The 19,464-nt window shown below is 60.6% G+C and carries 19 protein-coding genes and 1 pseudogene; 12 read left to right on the top strand and 8 right to left on the bottom strand.

Annotation, left to right across the window (positions count from 1 at the left end; genetic code table 11):
- Positions 1-12 precede the first annotated feature (12 nt).
- Complete coding sequence (locus LQ232_RS06005; RefSeq protein WP_256450024.1) at positions 13-1,239, bottom strand: TolC family protein; 1,227 nt, start codon at positions 1,237-1,239, stop codon at positions 13-15.
- A gap of 202 nt (positions 1,240-1,441) precedes the next feature.
- The gene (locus LQ232_RS23525; RefSeq protein WP_256450023.1) at positions 1,442-1,567 is read right to left on the bottom strand and encodes a hypothetical protein; all 126 of its coding nucleotides are present in this window, start codon (positions 1,565-1,567) and stop codon (positions 1,442-1,444) included.
- A 399-nt stretch (positions 1,568-1,966) separates the two neighbouring features.
- Here LQ232_RS23525 and LQ232_RS06000 point away from each other — a divergent pair, with 399 nt between their 5' ends.
- From LQ232_RS06000 to lspA, 4 genes are all read left to right on the top strand, one after another.
- The gene (locus LQ232_RS06000; RefSeq protein WP_230179388.1) at positions 1,967-2,587 is read left to right on the top strand and encodes a cation transporter; all 621 of its coding nucleotides are present in this window, start codon (positions 1,967-1,969) and stop codon (positions 2,585-2,587) included.
- Between the two features lie 620 nt (positions 2,588-3,207).
- Complete coding sequence (locus tag LQ232_RS05995) at positions 3,208-3,552, top strand: CzcE family metal-binding protein (RefSeq protein WP_230179387.1); 345 nt, start codon at positions 3,208-3,210, stop codon at positions 3,550-3,552.
- 117 nt (positions 3,553-3,669) lie between these two features.
- Complete coding sequence (locus LQ232_RS05990) at positions 3,670-6,414, top strand: heavy metal translocating P-type ATPase (RefSeq protein WP_152987636.1); 2,745 nt, start codon at positions 3,670-3,672, stop codon at positions 6,412-6,414.
- 14 nt (positions 6,415-6,428) lie between these two features.
- The gene (lspA, locus tag LQ232_RS05985; RefSeq protein ID WP_058088281.1) at positions 6,429-6,914 is read left to right on the top strand and encodes a signal peptidase II; all 486 of its coding nucleotides are present in this window, start codon (positions 6,429-6,431) and stop codon (positions 6,912-6,914) included.
- A gap of 38 nt (positions 6,915-6,952) precedes the next feature.
- Here lspA and LQ232_RS05980 read toward each other — a convergent pair whose 3' ends face one another.
- Positions 6,953-7,612: a bifunctional 2-polyprenyl-6-hydroxyphenol methylase/3-demethylubiquinol 3-O-methyltransferase UbiG gene (locus tag LQ232_RS05980; protein WP_058088276.1), complete on the bottom strand. Its 660-nt coding sequence runs from the start codon at positions 7,610-7,612 to the stop codon at positions 6,953-6,955.
- 160 nt (positions 7,613-7,772) lie between these two features.
- Here LQ232_RS05980 and LQ232_RS05975 point away from each other — a divergent pair.
- Positions 7,773-7,951: pseudogene (locus LQ232_RS05975) on the top strand (IS5/IS1182 family transposase); the annotation flags it as partial.
- 289 nt (positions 7,952-8,240) lie between these two features.
- Here the strand turns inward: LQ232_RS05975 and LQ232_RS05965 are convergent.
- From LQ232_RS05965 to LQ232_RS05950, 4 genes are all read right to left on the bottom strand, one after another.
- Positions 8,241-9,479 carry a DUF1173 family protein gene (locus tag LQ232_RS05965; protein ID WP_058088280.1) on the bottom strand — a complete coding sequence of 413 codons (1,239 nt, stop codon included), beginning with the start codon at positions 9,477-9,479 and terminating at the stop codon, positions 8,241-8,243.
- 5 nt (positions 9,480-9,484) lie between these two features.
- Positions 9,485-10,426, bottom strand: coding sequence for a site-specific integrase (locus LQ232_RS05960; RefSeq protein WP_230179386.1), 942 nt, complete (start codon positions 10,424-10,426; stop codon positions 9,485-9,487).
- 332 nt (positions 10,427-10,758) lie between these two features.
- Positions 10,759-11,013: an AlpA family transcriptional regulator gene (locus tag LQ232_RS05955; RefSeq protein WP_109036436.1), complete on the bottom strand. Its 255-nt coding sequence runs from the start codon at positions 11,011-11,013 to the stop codon at positions 10,759-10,761.
- Between the two features lie 375 nt (positions 11,014-11,388).
- On the bottom strand, positions 11,389-12,144 hold the full coding sequence (locus LQ232_RS05950) for a DUF1845 domain-containing protein (RefSeq protein ID WP_230179385.1): 756 nt from the start codon (positions 12,142-12,144) through the stop codon (positions 11,389-11,391).
- 492 nt (positions 12,145-12,636) lie between these two features.
- On the opposite strand from LQ232_RS05950, the gene LQ232_RS05945 reads away from it, so the two are divergent.
- From LQ232_RS05945 to LQ232_RS05920, 6 genes are all read left to right on the top strand, one after another.
- A complete protein-coding gene (locus LQ232_RS05945) occupies positions 12,637-13,179 on the top strand; it encodes a hypothetical protein (protein ID WP_109038287.1) in 543 nt (180 codons plus the stop codon).
- A gap of 78 nt (positions 13,180-13,257) precedes the next feature.
- On the top strand, positions 13,258-13,575 hold the full coding sequence (locus LQ232_RS05940; RefSeq protein WP_208110799.1) for a hypothetical protein: 318 nt from the start codon (positions 13,258-13,260) through the stop codon (positions 13,573-13,575).
- Positions 13,576-13,622: 47 nt separating this feature from the next.
- The gene (locus LQ232_RS05935; RefSeq protein WP_109036431.1) at positions 13,623-14,633 is read left to right on the top strand and encodes a toprim domain-containing protein; all 1,011 of its coding nucleotides are present in this window, start codon (positions 13,623-13,625) and stop codon (positions 14,631-14,633) included.
- A gap of 235 nt (positions 14,634-14,868) precedes the next feature.
- Positions 14,869-15,930: a DUF932 domain-containing protein gene (locus LQ232_RS05930; RefSeq protein WP_230179384.1), complete on the top strand. Its 1,062-nt coding sequence runs from the start codon at positions 14,869-14,871 to the stop codon at positions 15,928-15,930.
- Between the two features lie 291 nt (positions 15,931-16,221).
- The gene (locus LQ232_RS05925; RefSeq protein WP_109036427.1) at positions 16,222-16,542 is read left to right on the top strand and encodes a hypothetical protein; all 321 of its coding nucleotides are present in this window, start codon (positions 16,222-16,224) and stop codon (positions 16,540-16,542) included.
- Between the two features lie 12 nt (positions 16,543-16,554).
- The gene (locus tag LQ232_RS05920; protein WP_137839865.1) at positions 16,555-17,136 is read left to right on the top strand and encodes a FlhC family transcriptional regulator; all 582 of its coding nucleotides are present in this window, start codon (positions 16,555-16,557) and stop codon (positions 17,134-17,136) included.
- A gap of 16 nt (positions 17,137-17,152) precedes the next feature.
- Here LQ232_RS05920 and LQ232_RS05915 read toward each other — a convergent pair whose 3' ends face one another.
- Complete coding sequence (locus LQ232_RS05915) at positions 17,153-17,488, bottom strand: H-NS family nucleoid-associated regulatory protein (RefSeq protein WP_109036423.1); 336 nt, start codon at positions 17,486-17,488, stop codon at positions 17,153-17,155.
- A 268-nt stretch (positions 17,489-17,756) separates the two neighbouring features.
- Here LQ232_RS05915 and mobH point away from each other — a divergent pair, with 268 nt between their 5' ends.
- On the top strand, positions 17,757-19,463 hold the full coding sequence (gene mobH, locus LQ232_RS05910) for a MobH family relaxase (protein WP_170119683.1): 1,707 nt from the start codon (positions 17,757-17,759) through the stop codon (positions 19,461-19,463).
- Position 19,464 lies beyond the last annotated feature (1 nt).

Raw genomic sequence — 19,464 nt, 5'->3', positions numbered from 1 at the left:
TTGTCACTCGGTTCATTGCGTCGTAACGGGAGCGGTACGGGCCATTCCCAAGATGCGGCCAAGGTCGATGGCCGCACGCTGGCTTTCAGCCACAGCTTTGAGATGCTGAGCACGCGCTTGAAAGAGGCTGCGCTGGGCATCAAGCACGTCCAGGAACGTGAACTTCCCCAGCGCGAACCCATTGGTCGCTGCGTCATAGGCGCTTTGGGCCTTGGGGAGCAATTCGCGCTCGATCATCAGTGCCTGCTTGCGGGCGCTCTGAGCCTGTGCGAGGGCAACGTGTGCCCCGGCCCTTAGGCGTGAGACTGTCGCTTGCAAGGCATAGCGGGCTTGATCCTCGCGGGCGAGCGCCTCCTGCAGATTGCCCTGATTGCGGTCGAACATGGGCAAGGGAATGGAAACGCCAATCAATGGCTGATTACGCCCGATCTCGTTGTTCCGCTGTACTCCCAGCCCGACAGTGATGTCCGGCATGGCGCGGCTGCGCTCGACATCCACCAGTGCTTGTCGCCGCGCAACCTCCAGCCTTGCTTCCACCACTTCCGGGGCCGCCTCTATGCGTTCCTCCAAAGAAGCAGTGGCGACTTCCTCAGGGACGTGCAGTACCCCTTCGAGAGGTGGAAGCAACGCTTCCATCGCGCCCCAATGCGCGGCCAGACGGGTACGTGCAACTTGCAACTCCACCTGCGCCTGTGCCAGTTCGAGGTCAACACCGGATGCGGCAAGGCGGGCCCTCGTCTCATCGACAGGTGACACCTTGCCGGCGGCGACTCGTTTTGCAGCAGCATCCGTGGCCTGCCGCGCTAATTGCGACAAAGCGTTCGCCTGGTCTAGACGTGCCTGTGCCGCAAGCGCTTCCCAGAAGCTTGCGCTGACCTCGGCGCCGATCTTTGCCTGCAGTCCCTCAAGTCGCGCCTGCGCAATCGCGCGCCCTTGGTGTGCAGCCATCACGCGAGCCTGACGCTTGCCACCCAGTTCCAGACGCTGGCTCACTTGAACTGCCGTGGTACGAGTACGACGTTGGGTGTCCTCGATCGAGGCTGCGAACTCCGGGTTGGGCATCAAGCCCGCTTGCTCTTCAGCGCCCTGCGCGGCGGCGACTTCCGCCCGCGTTGCTGCCAATTCAGGACTTCTTTCCAGTGCAAGGGCAACCGCCCTCGCCAGCGTCAGGGGAACGCTTGGGGAAGCGGCCGCGGGGTTTGAGGCGACAGTTGGGAGTACTGAATGCGGCTGGGTCATCTCCGCTCGCGCAACGACGCAAGAGACGAGCGCAGCAAGTGCCAGTGCCGTGCGTTGAACTGTCAGAGTTGAAGGACGACGCGTTTGGCGCCCTCCGAAGGGATATGTCATCGAATTCTCCAATGTATGGATAGAACTCGACGAGTCGCAGGGCCGCGCGGAGCGCGCCTATTCTTGGGAAAGGGAAAGCCGACTCGTCGAACTAGAGCGAGTCGGCCCATTTGGGCCGCTCCAGCGCAGCAGGCTGGAACGACGTGTAGTTCACGATAGGCGTGGCAAACAACAGCGCACCAACCATCGGTGGCTTGAGCTTGAAATCAAGCTCCATCAGATGCGCTTCCCTAAATGGCACATTCCGCAGTCTGCTTCAGGCTGTGCGGAGTTGTGAGCGTCCGTCTGCGATCCCTGCCGCCCGCCCTTGTCATCCAACGACGTAGTGCCAGATGCGCCTTTCGCGGCGTCAACTTCGTGCTTGCAGGAATGATGTCCGACATGTGTCGCCGATCGCCCAGTTTCGTGCTGGCAATAGCTCGCCATCGCCGCCCAACTGAAATGGAGAGGCACCAATACCAGCAAGATGAGGGCAATCAATCGGCGCATAGAACGGAAGTATAGGGGAAAGGATGATGGTCGCGTACCCCTTGACTCTCTACTGGGTACATGGTTTCAAATGCCTCACCAAGATTTAAATTGGCCCATTGGTCCGCTGCCCTTGGAGGGAATACTGATGAGTAACGACGACGATCATGGCCTGGACGGCCGACAGGCTTCGGACAGGCGCATTCTCTGGCAGGTACTCATGATCAACCTTGCTCAATGTATCGCCGGATTCGCCGTGGGCGCGTGGGCGTCCTCGACGGCCGTGATGGGAGCAGCGCTTGATAACCTTGCCGACGCCTCTGTCTATGGCGTGAGCCTTTACGCTGTTGGCCGCTCAGCCGCCATCAAAGCAAGGGCAGCTCGCCTGTCTGGCTGGCTCCTGATCGGGCTCGCAGTGTTGATGCTCAGCGAAGTCCTGCGGCGCTTCTTCGGGGGCGAAGCGCCTCTTGGACCGGCCATGATGACCATGGCGGCGGTCAATGCCGGCATGAACCTGTTCTGCCTGAGGCTCCTCAAGCGACACAAGGGCAAGGACGTCAACTTCAAAGCATCCTCGATCTTCACAAGCAACGATTCGATCGTGAACCTGGCCATCGTCGCATCGGGTGCGCTGGTGATGTGGCTTGGTTCGAACTTGCCGGATCTGATTCTTGGAATGGTGGTGAGCGCCATCGCGTTCAAAGGTGGCCGAGAGATCCTTGCCGAAGCGCGCGAAAGCACTCAGGTTGACGAGGCAGACGCCTCTTAGACGTTGCGAGGTGGCGACGAATTGACTAATTTACTACTTGACCCTGGAGTTGGTGCAGCGTTTTAAATGGTGTGCTTGCTTCAAATGAACCTGTCCTCAATGGCCAATCCTCTTCAATCACTGCTGCTATGGCTTGCTCTCGCCATGACCATGGCGGGAAGCGGCGGCGCTGAGGCGCGAGAGCTAGGTGTTCATGAGTCGGCCAGGTCATTTTCGGGAGACTTTGATACCCAATTCTGCCCTCCTCCGTCACGTTGTTGCCCGCCATTCAGCACGCCTGACGGAGCCAAGGATGATTTCGCGGCGGTACCGCATGCATGCCAGGCTCCAGCAGAACCGTGCGTTTGTGAGGCCTGTTGCACAACCCTGGGACTTCCGGGGACCCACGCCGAGGCGCTAGAACCTGCGTTGCCGTCCATATGGGAGCCTGCACCGTTGATCGAACCCATCTCCCACCGGCCAGACGGCCCGAGGCGCCCGCCCAGGACGCCCCCCCGAGACCAGCACCGTGCCGCAGCACCAATGCCTGCCATGAGCAGCGGCATCTCAACCTCATTCTCTGGTCGATGGCTGATCGGCGGACTCGCTGATTGTCACCTCGACCAAACAAAGGAAAATCCATGAAGCTCATCATCCAACTCGCCATGACCGCTTCCTTCGCGCTCGGAAGCCAAGCGTTTGCTCAGTCCTCCGCAGCGACGCCCAAGGCCTCGATCTTTGGAACGCCTGCATCCACGGCCGAAGTAGAACGGACCATCGAAATCCTGCCTACCACTCGCTGGATCAACGTGACCCGTTTCGAGACCGTCAGGTTGGCCATCAGGGATGGCAACGAAACGAAGTACGTCATATGGCGGTTCGACACCCTTTCCTTCACGCCTTTCGATTTGAGCCAAGCGATCCCTTCCCTCGCCGCCAGATCGATCAAGGTCTTCGTCGGGGCCAGTCATTTGGACATGTCATGACGTAATGGAGGCCGCCCTGAAGAAGGGCGGCCTTTTTTGCTGCGCAACGCGCCCCTGCAGACACGCGCTCGGCTCCATGGCCACTTCAGGTTTACCCGTTCAGCAAAAGAGGCACCTATGAAAACTGACGATGCACCCACTTCCGCGCCTGCCACCTGCGGTTCGTGCGCCAGCGATCAACAGGGCCCGCCCACGGTTCTGATGCTCGATCTACCCGATTTGGACCGGCGTTCGGAAGCTCTTGTGCGGGCTCAGCTGGGTCAAATCACCGGCATCGAGGATCTCTCACTTGATTCGAGTGCGGGCAGGCTGTCCATACGGCATCGCCTCACCTCCACCACGCCTATCCTTGACGCCTTGCTTGCCATTGGAGTCAAAGGAACCGTTGCAACGGATGGCGAATCTGTCAGCCCGGTAGCTTGCGGCAAGCCCGCGCTGAGCAGCGGCGTCACCAGCTGCCGGGCACCGGTTGCTGCGACTTTTCCCCCATCTCCTCCGCCAACTGGAAACACCTCGCGCCTTCTCATCACCAACATGGATTGCCCAACCGAGGAGGGCCTCATCCGGAAGCGCTTGGAAAAGATCAAAGGTATCGAGCGGCTCAACTTCGACCTGATGAACCGCCGTTTGGATGTGCAGCACGCTTCCGTGGATCTCGCAGGGATCCTCGCGGCCTTGCATGAGATTGGCATGCAAGCAAGCGTAGAGCGGGAGGCAGGGCCGAGCCCTCGTGGCCAGGCGACCTATCTCATCGAAAAAATGGACTGTCCCACCGAGGAAGCCATGCTGCGCAAAGCGCTTGAGGGGATGGCCGGCGTCGAAGCCCTTCAATTTGACCTGTTAAGCCGCAAGCTGGTTGTGAGCCATGGTCTCCCGAGCGAGGCGCCCATCACCGCGGCGATCGAGCGTCTGGGGCTGTCGCCTGTGCTCCAGGACCACAATGATCCCGCTCCTGCCGTCACGAAGGAATTCGGCACAGGAATCACGAAAACCGAATGGCTGCGAATGGCCGCAGCAGGCGTCTTGGCGATGGGTGCAGAGGTCTTGGCCTTCTCAGGCATGGACGAGTCATCCATGCCCGTTATTGCAGCCTCCTTGGCCGCCATCGGTCTAGGCGGCACGGCCACCCTGCGCAAAGGCTGGATTGCTCTGCGCACCCTATCGCTCAACATGAATCTCTTGATGACCATCGCGGTCATCGGCGCAGCGTTGATTGGACAGTGGCCAGAGGCAGCAGTGGTCATCTGGCTGTTCGGCGTGGCCGAAATGATCGAGGCCTTAAGCTTGGATCGAGCTCGCAACGCCATTCGCAAACTGATGGACCTGGCTCCGGAAACGGCCCTCTTGCGGCAAAGCGATGGGCGCTGGGCCGAAGTCAAGGCCGACACGGTCGCCATCGGCGGCATCGTGCGTGTGCGCCCCGGCGAGCGGATCGCGCTGGATGGGGTGGTTGTCTCCGGCAAGTCGGCGGTCAATCAGGCACCGATCACCGGCGAGAGCATGCCTGTGGAGAAGAACCCAGGCGATACGGTCTACGCGGGCACCATCAACGAGCGCGGAACGCTTGAGTTCGAGGTTCGAGCCCGCAAGGGTGACACGACATTGGACCGCATCGCCCGCTCCGTGCAAGAGGCCCAGGGCCAACGTGCGCCCACACAGCGGTTTGTCGATCGTTTTGCCAGCGTGTATACGCCAGCAGTCTTTGTGCTTGCCCTTGGAATCGCCCTCATTCCTCCACTTGTGGCCGGCGGCGACTGGTACGACTGGACGTACAAGGCTTTGGTCTTGCTCGTGATCGCCTGCCCGTGCGCACTGGTCATTTCCACCCCAGTGACAGTGGTCAGCGGTCTGGCAGCAGCAGCGAAGCGAGGCATTCTCGTCAAGGGCGGACTGTATCTGGAGCAAGGCCGGTTGCTCAAGTCCGTCGCACTGGACAAGACCGGAACGCTCACCCATGGAAAACCGGTGCTCACGGACACGGTCGAGCTCGGTCCGCTCTCGCGCCAAGAGGTCCTCCGGATCGCTGCCAGCCTCGATGCCTTGTCCGAGCATCCTGTGGCCACCGCCATCGTCAGGGCCTATGGAGACCAGCCGCACGCCGACGTCCAGGCCTTCGAGGCGCTCGCTGGCCGCGGTGTGAAGGGCGCGATAGACGGCGAGACCTACTACATCGGCAATCAGCGGCTGGCCAATGAATTGGGGGTGACGAACGAACGCGTGTTACAACTCCTTGAGCAGATGGAAGCCCAGGCCAAGACCGCTGTCGTGCTCTCCACCGCCACACAGGCCCTCGGCGTGCTGGCCGTGGCCGACACGGTCCGCGAGAGCAGCAAAGTGGCCGTCGCGCAGCTCAGGCAATTGGGGGTCGAGCCGGTCATGCTCACTGGGGATAACAAGAAGACAGCGCAGGCGGTCGCGGCTCAGGTGGGCATCAGCGATGCTCGCGGTGAAATGCTGCCTCATGACAAACTCTTGGCCATCGAGGCAATGGCCGCCCAAGGACCAGTCGGCATGGTCGGGGACGGGGTGAACGATGCGCCAGCCCTTGCAAAGGCAAGCATCGGCTTCGCCATGGGCGCAGCAGGCACTGACACAGCCATTGAGACCGCAGACGTGGCGCTCATGCAAGACGATCTGCGCAAGTTGCCAGAGTTCATCGCTCTCTCACATCGGGTGGGCAATGTGCTGAGAGCCAACATCGCCTTTGCCATCGGCACCAAGGCGGTGTTCATGGTCTTGACCTTCACGGGACACGCCAGCTTGTGGCTGGCAATCCTGGCTGACATGGGTGCGAGCCTGGTCGTGGTGTTCAACGGGTTGCGCCTGCTCAGGGCGCCCGGCGAGAGGGACAAGGTCCAGTGAGGATGCGCCAAACAATGGATCCGAGCGTTGCGCGTGCCTTCCTTGCAGCCGCAGCCGTCTTCCTGATCGACATCGCAAGCAAAGCTGCGGTGGTCGCTGCACTCCCGTATGGCTCCAGCGAGCCATGGCTCCCGGTGCTCAACATCGTCCACTGGCGCAACGAAGGTGCCGCTTTCAGCTTCTTGCACGACGCAGGTGGATGGCAGCGCCTCTTCTTCAGCGCCGTGGCTGTGGCCGCCTCGGTTGTTTTTGCCGTACTGATTCGGCGGCCTCAAACCGGTCGGCCTCAGCGGCTGGCCTTCGGGCTCCTCCTAGGCGGTGCTTTAGGGAACCTGCTCGATCGGCTCGCTCGCGGGGCGGTGGTGGACTGGATTGATGTCAGGTGGCAGTCGTTCTACTGGCCGGCCTTCAACGTGGCCGACATCGGCATCACCCTCGGTGCTGTCTTGATGCTCGTCTGCGAGTTGCGGGGAGGGAAAACGGAAACTAAGCCGAGTTAACAGGGAAGTATGCCGACGGCCAGTGCAGTCCTGGCGCGCTATTGCGCCGTGGCAATGACATTGATCCATACCGGCTGGTGCACAGCCTCAGCCGAATTCCGCGTCGTCCACAGTTCATTCACTGCCAACCCGGCAGCGTCAAGTGACGTGCGTATATCGTCTTCTGAGTAGTAGACGTACAACCGGCCGTCCGGGCGAATCGCCTCGCCCTGCCCCTCCTGGACTGCCATGAAGAGTGTGCCGCCTCTTTTGAGGGCCCGGTTCAGGCTACGAAGTGCGGGGCGAAATGCGTCCCGAGGCAAGTGGAGCAATGAGGCACATGCCCATACCCCATCGAACCGTTCTTCATAGCTGATGCGTTCTATGCGAACGACTTCACATGGGGCGCCCGAATACTCCGCCGCCATTTGTACGAGGGCTGTCGAGGCATCGATGCCCAACGCGCAATGACCCCGCGAATGAAAGTACTTGAGGTCCCGACCGGAGCCGCAGCCGGCATCAAGGATGGCGGCATTGGCCGGCAGATGTGACAGGAACCGATCGAGGACGAACTGCGTCTGGGCACCGGAGGTCCCTGAGAAATATTCGACCGCATGGTCTTCGTAGAATCGATCGGTCGATGACACGGCAGCATCTTGGCTAACGGATGATCGAACGTCCTCACCATTTGGGCCTTTCAGATTGTCTTCAGACATCATGCATCTATCACTCCTTCCGGCTTAGGGCAATGCTGAAAAAGGTCCGATCTGGCGCATGACTTGCATGCCTAGCAAGCACTCGTTGGAGGATCCCAAAGATGAAGCAGCAGACACTTGCGGTAGCGGCAGATCAGAACGCGGAGTATCAGCAGTATCGCTGCCCGATGCGACGACCTTGCCGAAGTTTCTCCGTTTGTTGGAGAACAACGAGTTGGGCAGGGCAAGGTGGGCGAGGTGCTCCAGGTACGAGGGCTGAAAGTTGGGGCACAGGCGATCGTTGACGCAACGATCGTCGGGGCGCCGAGTTCGACGAAGAACAAGGACAAGCAGCGGGATCCCTCACACATCGAACACGTGGCCCAACGGATTCGAGAGCTGACCGCCTTGAAAAAACAACTGGTGGCCCTGCGGGGGCAATGTGCTCAGGCAAAAGACGTGGCGCATTGCGGCATCTTGAGTGGGCTTGGCCAGGGGGAGGCTCTTGAGCAGCCGACAGCTCGACAACATGTCTCAGCAAGCCACGGCAAACGCCGGTGATCGACACCTGCCAATCATCTGACCAATGTTTATCTCAGCCTTGGAAGGACTCAAGACGGTGGTCATCGGAGCCCATATGCCCGAGGTTCGCTCAATGACTCTTGGACGTCATTGCCTCTGGCAACGCAGGCATCTCTTCGGCACTCCACCAGAGCCAGGATGAAACACCGGACGTTCGCACCACGCGATCTTTTTCCGCCCGATCCTTCGGGGGCATGAATGCGCTGATGACATGCAAAGGCACCGGCAGACAACCGGCATCCAGCAACAAAGCATTGGGAAATGCAACGGCGCTCCTGGCGTCGTAACGCAGTGGTTTGACAAAGCGTCGGCCCTGAGAGACAAGCGCATGCACCAGCGGCAACTCGTGCACGCCCTCCACAGGGATCCAGTGCTCGCTAGTCAACATCAAACTGGCCGCATCAATTTCATAGGTGTGCTCACGGCGAGCGCGTATCAGTGCCACCAGCACCAAACGGACCTTGTATCCGCTGTCAGCGTCACGGGCTTCAAACAATGGCGCGAAGACCCGCTCAATGCGCTCCCAGGTCTTGGTGCCCACCAGCAGGGGGGCATCGGGCATGTGCTTGATCCAAACACGCCGCCCCAGGGCCGTTACCTCGCTGACCTTGAACTCTCCGATGACCACCGCCAGAGGGCTTTGCCCTTCATGCGGATGCAAGACCGCCAGCTTGTTGCGACGGCGCTGAGCTACCTCGAATTTGCTGGCTTCGCTGAAGGGCTCGGGCACGTACAAACGCTCGCTCAACCCAGCACCCTTGACCATCACGTCCTCGGCCGCATTCATCAGGTATTTGTGCAGGACACCTTGATTGCGCTTGCCCTCCATAGCCGGGCTCCATCGGTTGAAGCCTGCTCGCTCGAACAGGAAGTGCATCAGGGCATGCAGGCTCATTCGTCGCCTGGGCGCTTCCACCTCGTTCACGTCATGCGTTTCACCTCGAACCAAGCTACGCCCCACCGTGCGCACCCATGGGAAGTCCACACGCAGTTGAATCTGGCCAGGAACCATCTCCAGAACAGCCTCGCCCACCAACTCGCCCAGGCCTGACTGTTGCCACTCTGGCTCAAAGGATGGGCACGATGGGTGATGCCGACACCCGGTTTCCGGCATGCGCTTGACAACGAACTGACGGTGCCGCGCCACGTACATCTCCACACCACCAGGAACACACAGACATCGGGGACGTTCGGGGGTCTCGTACACGTGAGCCAGCAGATCCTGCATGTCTGGCGCACTTGCATCCACCACCCGCCCTTTGATGGAAAAGCGCTGACTGTCGCCTTCAGCGCCTTGACGGGTGGGCATGGTGTTCACACCAGTTCATCGAGCAGTTGCTCGATGGTCGGCTTGTGGCGAGCCAGCAGTTCGCGCACCGCACTGCGTTCGCTGATGCCCAGGATCAGGCCGACATCGTCCTCATCAGCGCCACGCTCATAGAGGCGTGCCACGACGGTGCGCCGCACAGACAGCGCCGTCACGCCTTTCATCTCGGCATAGCGAAACAGCTTGCGATAGGTCTCCAGGATCGGTCGACACAAGAACCGTCGCTGACCAGGCGCACCATAGGGTGTGATCTTGAACCCCTCTCCTGCTGTAGACAGGAACAAGCGGCTATCTGGATCAAGCCCTCTGTAAGCACCATCCCGTCCCAAGCCCAGCCCGAGCCTCAGGCGCTCTTCCAAGTAGTTTGAAAGCGATTCGTCCAGCCTCGTGCTGGCGAAGTGCAATGGGCGGGCCTTTCCAGTGATGGCCACCTCGGCACGCATCTGGGAGTGGCGCCGAACGCTGCCATCGGAGTTCAGGTAGTCCCGCACTTCGAGGCGGGCGATCTCCAGGGGTCGTGCGCCCGTGGCGAACAGGAGATAGAACAGCGACAGGTCATGCCAGGCCCGATTGCTGCGCCCCTTGATGCGCTTGCCTGCCTGGATGATCTCATCCATGGAGACGATGCGGCTTGAACGATGCTCGACCGTCTTTCTCGGATCGAAATCCACCAAGGCCGTCAGGATGGCATCGCGGTGCAGGCGCAAGCGTCTGACGAATGCGGCGCCATCTTCATTCAAACCATCGATGTCGGCCACTTGGCTCAACTGCACCGCAATGGCTTTGATGCGCCGCTCAACCGCCGTGCGTGACACGCCAAACCGCGCGGCCACGGTCTCATAGGTGTCGCCATCGATGACCTCCTTGAGCATCCGGATCGATTGGGCAACGGTACTCCCGTCTGGTTCCAGTTCTGGTACGCATGACATGACCCTCTCCCTGCTTTGTTTACTTGTCCTCACGCTGCCAAAGTGCCTTCATGCTCAACCCTGGTCGCACTTTTCACCAGTCGAAATCGCCGGTGAAGGCGGGGGGTTTTGGCATCAGGCAGATCTGCTTTGGCGTGGACAAAAGCCACGTGACAACACCCAGAAGCAAGCAAGTTCCGTGGCACCACCCCGCATGGGTAGCAGCACACTTCCCATGCATTGGCGTGTGCCAAGGCCCCAGCGCGCTCGATATCGGGGCAAGGCATGCCAAGCAAGGTGCATTGCAAGAGGGCGGGCTCTGCAAGCGTGAACATCGGCTTCAGCAAAGGGCGTCAGGCACGGCTACTTTGTTCAGCGATCCATTGCCTGATGTCCTCCACCCTCCAGACGGTCACGCGCACCGACAGCTTGACGGGCTCAGGAAAGGTGCGCGTCTGCACGCGCCGCCACAGTGTGGACTTGGAGATGGGAACAAATTGCAGAACCTGTGCCTGTCGGAGAAAGCCAACTTGCGGCAATGATGGCGCCGCAACAGCATGGACAGGCGCCGCGGGCACGACAACGGCACCCCGGTTGGGTTTAGGCATGATCTGGCCTCTTCACGGCGAATGCCGATGGAAGACATGACCTGCTCTGTAGCGGCGGCGCTAGGTCAGGGTTTGCGCATGCCGATAGGGACGCACGACTCCGGCATCACATCGGCGGCGTCCCGGTCGCACGGTGTGGTTGTGAGCAACTCCAAGTACATCGTGCCTCGTCAACGGGCTGGCTCAGCGCAACGTGGACAGGCACAGGCAGGCAGGTATCGACTGCGACGGTGGCGCAACATGCGTCCCGATGTCACCTTAGCGGACGACATGGGACGCCTCAAGGCAAGAACGGCTTGTGCTCCTCGAAATCGTCCGTGAAGTTGGCCCCTTGCGCGTGGCGCTTGCCAGCATCAACCAGGTCGCGTTGAGTAGCTACTTGACGACAACAGCAGCAACCACAGGCTCCATGGTGTCCGTGGCTGACGAAACACTTGCATCATCGCCGGTCGCTTCCAGCTCCTGAGCAAGCACACCAGATGCTTGAACATTTGCTGCTGGGGCTGGCACAGACTCGGGACCGCCCTCACCCCGTTCACCCATGGCATTCATGCGGCGCCTCAGGCCAGTGGCCAGATTGCGAGCCCCGTTGGCCACGTCGCGTACCTGACGCTTGAGGCTGGCGCGCTGGATGTCCACCGCCTGCGCAGTGATCACTTCATGGATCTCCAGCGTCTGGAGCAGTGGCATCAACTGGTCCAGCTTACCCAGGACCTCCAGGAAGCGACGCCCAAACGACGACAGCACACTGACGTCCACCGCCAGGGCCACGGTGTCATACGTCGCCACACTGGTGATGCCATGGGCCTTGAACAAGGCCTCTGCGCCATCGATGGCGCTGTTCAGGCTCTCGTTGACCGCGTCAAGCTTCGCCCGAACGCTGGCCTCCACCTTGACGATGTCATCGTGATCCAGCCGCGTGCGTGCGATCACCGAGATGAAGTGCATGTTGAGCTGCAGCGTGTTGAACAAGCGAACAAAGAAGCGCTTGCCCTCTGCGCTGGTGAAGCGCGTGGGCATCTTCACACTGGCCGCTTCGATGCGCCTGAAATCTGCTTTGCTTTCTTTGGCCAGGATCCGGTCGTTGACCCCGCCCTGGTCCATCTTGACGATCTGGTGAATATCAGACATGTCGCGCTCCCGTGACTGGCGTGCTCGCCACCATCTTGCGAACCGCGTTCATGCATCACCACCGGGAATCATCGGCAATTAAAGGCCCTTTCGGCATCAGCCCCCGTTTTGGCATGGAACCATCTTGACCATCCTCATGGCAAGGCACTACCTTGCTGACATGCGGCAGCTGGCCCTGCATTCAAACAAGGCAAGCCCTGGAGTTCACATCAAACCCTTGACGGTCACCACCGTTCCGATGCCATCGAAGCGACTTTCGTGGTGAGTGCACGACCGCACTGACGCGGCATGCGCGCCCTCACCCAGAAAGCCTTCTTCGATCGGTAGCTGGCACACCGATCCGAACGGGCTCACCACCCGATCAAGCCAGCCCTGGAGTCTTTTCATCGCCATCGGCAGTGCGTCATAACACCTTGCCGACTGTTCATCACCCTGTGGGGCATTGCCCCACCCGTGGTGCGCCGTGCCTCCCAATTTCACATGGAGGCCACGATGCTGCACACGAGCACATCCCTGGTTCACCCCCCAGCTGCCTTGAATGGCTTCATGGGGGCGACGCAGTCCGTTTTTCCGGATCAACCGCCAGACCCACAGTCGCTGGACGATCCGACCGAACGCATCGACTGGAGCGAGGAGGACATCGTCTTCTTGCACTGGCGCTTGCTGCAGGAGATCAACCAGTTGTCTGACCCGACCACGCCGTTGGAAGACAAGTTCGACACCCTGCGCTGGGTGTTCACCGAGCGAGAAAAGGACCAACAGCCCTTCTCATTCGTGAACTGCCTGCGTGTTGTGGGCTGCAGCCCGCTGTCGCCCATCGCGTACTGTGGCCTTGTGGATGCGCAAGACATCCGCGACCACATCCGCAACAAGCTCAAAGCCTGGCTGTCTGAATCGCTTGAGCGCTATCCCCAGTGGGTTCGAGATGCCATCGCCAGCAACCCCCATTGGGTTGAAGCGCGCCTGGCCAGGAATCCCCAATGGATCAATGAACAGCTCAAGCAGATGTCCGAGCAGGGCGATCTGTTCACCTGATCCCAACCGCCTCAAAACAGGGCCGAGGCCAGATCTGTCCGATCAGCCCTGGCCCTCAACTCACACATGGAGTGCCATATGCACAAACAAGCCCATGCCCACGGCCACCGCATTCCGATGCTGATGGTCGATGAGCCCCAGGACATCGAGTTCCTGGTCAAGGAAAGTGAAGTCCTGACGGGCCAGGCTGGCCGCATCTTTGTCATCGCCGGTGCCGACTGGCTGACCTACCGCGTGCTGTGGAGCCAGGCAGGTTTCAAGGTCGAACGCCTGGACGACAAAGGCCAGGTCTTGCACACGCAGCACCAACTGCCCTGGGAGTTCGTCGAGCACAGCGTGATCGAAGCACTGCAGGCGGGCCAGTTGTTCACCCCATCGGTTCGCCATCGCGGCTGACCGCTGCTCTATCCCCTGGAGGACATGTCATCAACACGGAGTTAATCATGAACAACCCCGAGTACGAAGCTCGCATTGAAGACGTCAAACGCCGGGCCCACGGTCGCTGGACCGAAATCCTGGGCAGCCTGGGCGTTGGCGAACAGATCCTCAAGAAACGGAACCTGCCTTGCCCGCTTTGTGGCGGCACCGACCGGTTTCAGTACACCGACAAATTCGGTGAAGGCAACTACCACTGTCGCGCCTGTGGCGCGGGAGGTGGCTTCAAGCTGCTGCAGGCCGTCACAGGCCTGGATTTCAACACCGCGCTCAAGGAAGTCGAGCGCGTGGTGGGCACCTCGCGCCCTGCCCCGCATGTGGCGTCACCGGAGCCGTCTGCCGAGCGCATGAAGGCTCTGGCCAAGCGACTCTGGGAGGAAGCCACGCCCGTGACACCCGGTGATGAGGTGGACCGCTACCTGTCCGGTCGGCGGCTCGCCTTGGCCCACTACCCCAAGGTGCTGCGCCTGCATCCAGCGCTGGGCTATTACGAGAAGGATCCGACCTCGGGCAAGTCGCGCAAAGTGGCCGAATACGCCGCCATGCTGGCTTGCATCCAGGGTGCCGATGGTCACGCAGTCACGCTGCACCGCACGTATCTGAAGGATGGCCGCAAGGCCAATGTGAGCGAGGCCAAAAAGGTTCTCTCCTCGGGTATCAATGGTGCTTCCGTGCGCTTGTTCGAACCCGAGCACGAACTGGCCATTGCCGAGGGCATCGAGACCGCCATGGCGGTGCACCTGGCCACCGGCAAACCCGTGTGGGCAGGACTCAACGCCGGGAACCTGGAAAAGCTGTGGCTGCCCGACTCGGTGCAGAGCATCTGCATCTATGCCGATAACGATGCCCAAGCGGACTTTGACGGCCAGATGTTTGCCTTTGCCCTGGCTCGGCGGCTGAAGAAGCAGGAGCACCAGAGCGGCCCCCGGCAAGTGCGGGTGCTCTTGCCCAAGACCCCGGGCACCGACTGGGCCGATGTGTGGCTGGCCAAGGCGGAGCACGCCTCCCGAACCACGTAAGTCATGTATCCCCACTGGTAGCTGTCAAACCAGGCCAAGCCACATGGCAAGGCAAAGACAGCCCTGGCGTTTTGCATGAGTGATTTGTGAATCGGGCGCGATCCCTGGCCAGTGGTCAGTGCGCGCCCTGCGTGGATGGGTCAGAGCCCATCCGTCATCAACCCTGGCGGGGATGTGCATCCCCGCATGTGGGCCATGCCGTCTCCGCCATTTCTTTCCCGAACAGGAGCTTGATATGAGAAGCGGACGTTCCCTGGTGAGCCTGGCCCATGAACTTGAGCGCCAACTGCAATCCAAGAAGGACCTGGTGGTCCCCTCGTCGCTGCTGCGGCACGATACCGACGACACAGGCGAGACCCGTCTCGTCATTGGCGAAGGCGGGGCCTCGACGCCCTATGGCGTCATGCCTCTGGCGCGCCGCCAGTTGGCTGACAAGTTGAAAATTCCCTACGCCTACTTTGAGCGCATGCGCTCCGAACAGCCGGTCTTGCTGGACCGCAACGTGAACACCTGGCTGCAAAGCGACGATGACCGTCGCATGATCCGCACGCTCCATGGCAACGTCCGAGCCGTGCTGTCAGACCGCTACCGTCGCCTGGACAACTACGATCTGGCCGAGAGCGTGCTGCCCATCCTGCAGCAGTTGCCTGATGTGCGCTTCGAATCGGTGGAACTCACCGACACGCGGATGTACATCAAGTGCATCACGCCACAGTTAAAAGTCGAGATGGCGCCTGGCGACGTCGTACAGGCTGGCGTGGTCATCTCCAACTCGGAGGTGGGACAAGGCACGCTGTCGGTTCAGCCCTTGCTGTACCGACTGGTGTGCCGCAATGGCCTGATTGCTTCAGACCGCTCCTTGCGCAAAACCCACGTCGGGCGAGCGCTCGGGTCCGATGAAAGCATCATGGTCTTCAAGGACGACACCTTGCAGGCCGACGACAAAGCCTTCTTCCTGAAGGTTCGCGACGTGGTGCAAGCGGCCGTGTCTGAGGCAACGTTCATGCAGGCTGCGCAGAAGATGCAAAAGACCTTGCAGATCCACCTGGTCGGCAACCCCGTCAAGACGGTGGAAGTGCTGGCTCAGCGCTATACCTTGAACGATGTCGAGCGCGCCGGGGTGCTGCGCCACCTGATCGCCGAAGGTGATCTATCGGGGTATGGCCTGGTGAATGCCGTCACGCACTTCTCCCAGGAAGTTGAGGACTACGACCGTGCCACCGAGTTTGAAGCCCTGGGCGGGAAATTGATCGAACTGTCAGTCAAGGAATGGAAGGAGTTGGCACAAGCCATCTGATCTCGGATCACAGTGATTCACCACCAGGGCCTTGGCTCTGGTGGTTTTTTAATTCCACGCTCAAGTTCCAGGCATGACGCTCATTGAGGGTGACAAATGCGGCAGGCAATGCGGGCTGTTGTCGATGGCAAACACGCCATCCCCCCGCACTCGGGCATTGATTCCATGGCGTGGTCATGAATATGCTGAGCCGACCCGTCACTCCACACACACAACACCAAAGCAGTCATACCTCGCCGCAATACCTGGCCCATCTCGACTCGCATCTGGGCACACCAACAGGAGAAGACCATGAGCAGCATCCAGTTCACCGATGTGCAGTTGACCAATTTGTACCTGTTGCAGGCCATCAGGCTGGGCATTGCGCAAGATCGGGTATCGACATGCTGTAAGTTCGGGTTGGATGCCGCCCAAGCAGATTTCCTTGGTGCAATGAGCCAGGAACAGTTGTGGGCATTCGTCGATCAGATCGGCCAAAGCACCCTCTTCCCTCCACGCCAGGATTTGCTTGCCTTGCTCAAGGCCCCCGCGCCGCTTCAGGCATCGCTGGCTGCTGTTCATGCGCCAAGGCCACGGCAACTCGCGCCCATGGTGCCCGCAAGCACGTCGTGACCGGAGGGGACCATGATGTCAACGCGTGCTGACCGCCAGTTGTGCGCCATACGCCTGGCGCAAGACTGCGCTCAACTGGGTGCCCGGGTGCGCACCATCCATCACCTCACAGGGCTCAACCCTCGGGACGTACAGAGGCTGTTCTTCAACGACCCACAAGCGATCCCACGCGGTCGCCCGCCTAATTCCCTGGAGTGGTATCACGGCGCCAACCTCATCGCGAGGGCAGAATCCTCGATCTTCATGTCGATGTACCGCCGCCTGCGCAACACTGGCTTCGGCGCCGCAGAGACGCTGGTCAGCGCCTACCGCGGATACCAAGCCGTCTGCCAATGCCCGCACCGCATCAGCTTTGACCGAGCGTTTGATCTGACATCGCACACCGATGGCATCTGGTTGACCAGCACCCCGGTGTTCGAGGTCCTCGCTTGCCCGACCTGCGGCAGCGATGTGCTGATGGCCATCGGCACCGTGGTCCACTTGGGCGACAACTGTCCGTTCTGCAAACTGGTACAGCGCTACAGTTGTGACCCTCGGCTCCAGGCCTCGTTTCCCAAGAACGGGATGGCGACCGCACCTGCGACTACCCCCTGAACCGATGGCCTTGTAATCAACCTACTTTCAGTTGATCCAGCGTCTTGCCAGCGGCCAACGCGGCCTTGATCCACTTAGGCTGAAGTCCCCGTCCGCTCCAGGTCTCGCCCGTGTCAACGTTGCGATATTTTGGGGCGACCTTGCTGCCTGCTGCAGCACTGGAGCGGGTCGCCACACCGGCCTTCAACCCCAAGTCGGCCACAGTCAAACCATTGGCAGCCAACAGTTGCTTGATGTGGTCAATCACCCCAGCTCGCTCTGCCTTGCGGGCATCCTGCAATTGCCTGTCCAGCTCCGAAGCCTGCTTGTCCAGGGCAGCCTTCTGGGCCAGGAGTTCTTGGTACGTGGTCATGATTGCAGTGTTTGGCTACGCCGAGTTTGGATTCCAACATCCTACATTGCAAGTTCCGTGGCTTCATGACCAACGGGCCTGCATCCTCGTCGTTGCATGCAGAGTCAAGGCCAAGGTATCAGACGGATCGACGCCCATCGCTCTGATCCGAAATTGCCCCTCATTCGTCAAGTCTCGATGGCGAAAGCCCAGATGAACAGACGGCATTTTGAGGTGCACACGGCTATGCATGGTGACCAAATGGTTGGGTCATTTGAAATGGACCACCATGCTTGCCCCGTCTCAGCCACACAGCACTTTTGCATCGTCAGATCCCGGCTTCGAGGCCCTGCCCATTGATGCTCTGCTGTCGCAAAACGATGACCTGATCGCCCGCATCAAGCTCTGCCATGGGTCTGACCGTACCGAGTTCGAACAAACCATCCTGTCACTTATCAGACGATACGCCAACCTAGTACACCTGCTGCCAGCCACATCAGACAACTACTTCTGCACCCCTGGCGGCCTGTTGCGCCTGGGCATGGAAGTCAGCTTCTTCAGCCTGCAGGGCACAGACGCGCACATATTCTCAGGTCGCTCCAACATATCGGCACGCCGCCACTTGGAGCCGCGCTGGCGCCTGGCAACCTTCGTCGCGGGGCTTTGCTGCGAGGCCCACCGGGTGCTCAGTCACATCATCGTGACCAACGCCCCAGGCGATGTGTGGCCAGCCTACCTTCTGTCCCTGAGTGATTGGCTGATGGAGCGACAAGCGGACCGCTACTTCTTGCGCTGGCGCCCACACGCCATCGAGACACGCAGCCTGGGCGTGTTCACGCTGGCCCATGTCGTACCCCCAACGGTCATGCATTACCTGGCTGAAGACAACACAGTCATCGTGCCTCACCTCATGGGCAGCGTCAGCGGCATCTCGCAGCATCGCGATCACAACTTGCTGGACGAGTTGGTCCGGCGCTCCTTGGCGCTGGTGATTGACCGCAACCTGCTGGCCAATGCCGACCGCTACGGTACGCCTCAATACGGTTCGCACCTGGAACGCTACCTGGTTGACGCGCTAAGGCATCTCGCGGTCTCCAACTCGGGGTGGCAAGCCAATCGCGAGAAGTCTCGCGTCTGGCTCGGCCCCGATGGCCTGTTCCTGGCCTGGCCTAGCGCTGCCGAAGACCTCCAAAAGCAACTGGACGCCGCCCAGTTGCCAGGCATTCCCAAAGCGCCGGAGACCATCATGGAAGTGCTCCTGCTAGCCGGCGTCTTCGAACCCACGCCCACAGGAGCCCCAATCTGGCTCATCCAACCACCAGGCGGCAAGGCCAAAATCGACGCAGTCAAGCTGTCGTCGCAGGCGATCCTGTTTGCAGGACATGACCCGTTGCCGCCGCCTCTGGCGGAAAACCTCACGAGTGCGCCAAGCAACAACAGTCCGTCGGCCCAAGCGGGCGAACCGGTTGCACCAAGATCTCGCCCTGATGGCCCGCCAGGCACACAACTCTCGCTCATCCCTGGTAACGCCGAGCAAACTCCACAAGCAGCTTCGAATGTCCGAGAGGCTCAAGCCGAAGCGGCACTTTTGTCGACCGCCCCGCCGACTGCCTTGGTATCGACAAGCGATGCCCACCCAACTCAGCAAGCGACGATAGGTCTTCAAGCGCCGCTGCGCCTCAACCCCGTGGTGCGCGACGCGTTGACCGAGGTGATCAACACCTTGAACACAGGTACTGGTCCCGCCCAGGGTTGCACTGTCGCGTCGGGGGTGTTTGTGCCTCTGCAGGAATTCGAGCGGCGCGGCATTCAACCCTCGATGGCTCTGCGCGCCCTGTCTGACGTGCACATGCTAGTTCGCGCCGCGGGCAAAGGTCCACCAACAACCTCAAGGGATTTCAACGGCACATCGACCGTGGGTTTAACCATAGCCCCGCACTTCATCAGCGGCGTGGACATGGAAGCCTTTGCCTCGCCCGAGGCTCAGGGAGGGTGAC

It is taken from the genome of Aquabacterium sp. CECT 9606, from assembly GCF_918741295.1.
In the GTDB taxonomy this organism is placed as follows: Bacteria; Pseudomonadota; Gammaproteobacteria; order Burkholderiales; family Burkholderiaceae_C; genus Aquabacterium.
Note: the sequence above shows the minus strand (reverse complement) of the source record. Positions and strands in the feature narration are given on the sequence as shown.

Bases quoted from the DNA above. Each gene is read 5' to 3' on its own strand.
- LQ232_RS23525 (WP_256450023.1), bottom strand. From the start codon at position 1,567: ATGGAGCTTGATTTCAAGCTCAAGCCACCGATGGTTGGTGCGCTGTTG.
- mobH (WP_170119683.1), top strand. From the start codon at position 17,757: ATGCTTGCCCCGTCTCAGCCACACAGCACTTTTGCATCGTCAGATCCC.
- LQ232_RS05965 (WP_058088280.1), bottom strand. From the start codon at position 9,479: ATGCCCACCCGTCAAGGCGCTGAAGGCGACAGTCAGCGCTTTTCCATC.
- lspA (WP_058088281.1), top strand. From the start codon at position 6,429: ATGGATCCGAGCGTTGCGCGTGCCTTCCTTGCAGCCGCAGCCGTCTTC.
- LQ232_RS05960 (WP_230179386.1), bottom strand. From the start codon at position 10,426: ATGTCATGCGTACCAGAACTGGAACCAGACGGGAGTACCGTTGCCCAA.
- LQ232_RS05995 (WP_230179387.1), top strand. From the start codon at position 3,208: ATGAAGCTCATCATCCAACTCGCCATGACCGCTTCCTTCGCGCTCGGA.
- LQ232_RS05950 (WP_230179385.1), bottom strand. From the start codon at position 12,144: ATGTCTGATATTCACCAGATCGTCAAGATGGACCAGGGCGGGGTCAAC.
- LQ232_RS05990 (WP_152987636.1), top strand. From the start codon at position 3,670: ATGAAAACTGACGATGCACCCACTTCCGCGCCTGCCACCTGCGGTTCG.
- LQ232_RS05925 (WP_109036427.1), top strand. From the start codon at position 16,222: ATGAGCAGCATCCAGTTCACCGATGTGCAGTTGACCAATTTGTACCTG.
- LQ232_RS05935 (WP_109036431.1), top strand. From the start codon at position 13,623: ATGAACAACCCCGAGTACGAAGCTCGCATTGAAGACGTCAAACGCCGG.
- LQ232_RS06000 (WP_230179388.1), top strand. From the start codon at position 1,967: ATGAGTAACGACGACGATCATGGCCTGGACGGCCGACAGGCTTCGGAC.
- LQ232_RS05980 (WP_058088276.1), bottom strand. From the start codon at position 7,612: ATGATGTCTGAAGACAATCTGAAAGGCCCAAATGGTGAGGACGTTCGA.
- LQ232_RS06005 (WP_256450024.1), bottom strand. From the start codon at position 1,239: ATGACCCAGCCGCATTCAGTACTCCCAACTGTCGCCTCAAACCCCGCG.
- LQ232_RS05920 (WP_137839865.1), top strand. From the start codon at position 16,555: ATGATGTCAACGCGTGCTGACCGCCAGTTGTGCGCCATACGCCTGGCG.
- LQ232_RS05945 (WP_109038287.1), top strand. From the start codon at position 12,637: ATGCTGCACACGAGCACATCCCTGGTTCACCCCCCAGCTGCCTTGAAT.
- LQ232_RS05915 (WP_109036423.1), bottom strand. From the start codon at position 17,488: ATGACCACGTACCAAGAACTCCTGGCCCAGAAGGCTGCCCTGGACAAG.
- LQ232_RS05940 (WP_208110799.1), top strand. From the start codon at position 13,258: ATGCACAAACAAGCCCATGCCCACGGCCACCGCATTCCGATGCTGATG.
- LQ232_RS05930 (WP_230179384.1), top strand. From the start codon at position 14,869: ATGAGAAGCGGACGTTCCCTGGTGAGCCTGGCCCATGAACTTGAGCGC.
- LQ232_RS05955 (WP_109036436.1), bottom strand. From the start codon at position 11,013: ATGCCTAAACCCAACCGGGGTGCCGTTGTCGTGCCCGCGGCGCCTGTC.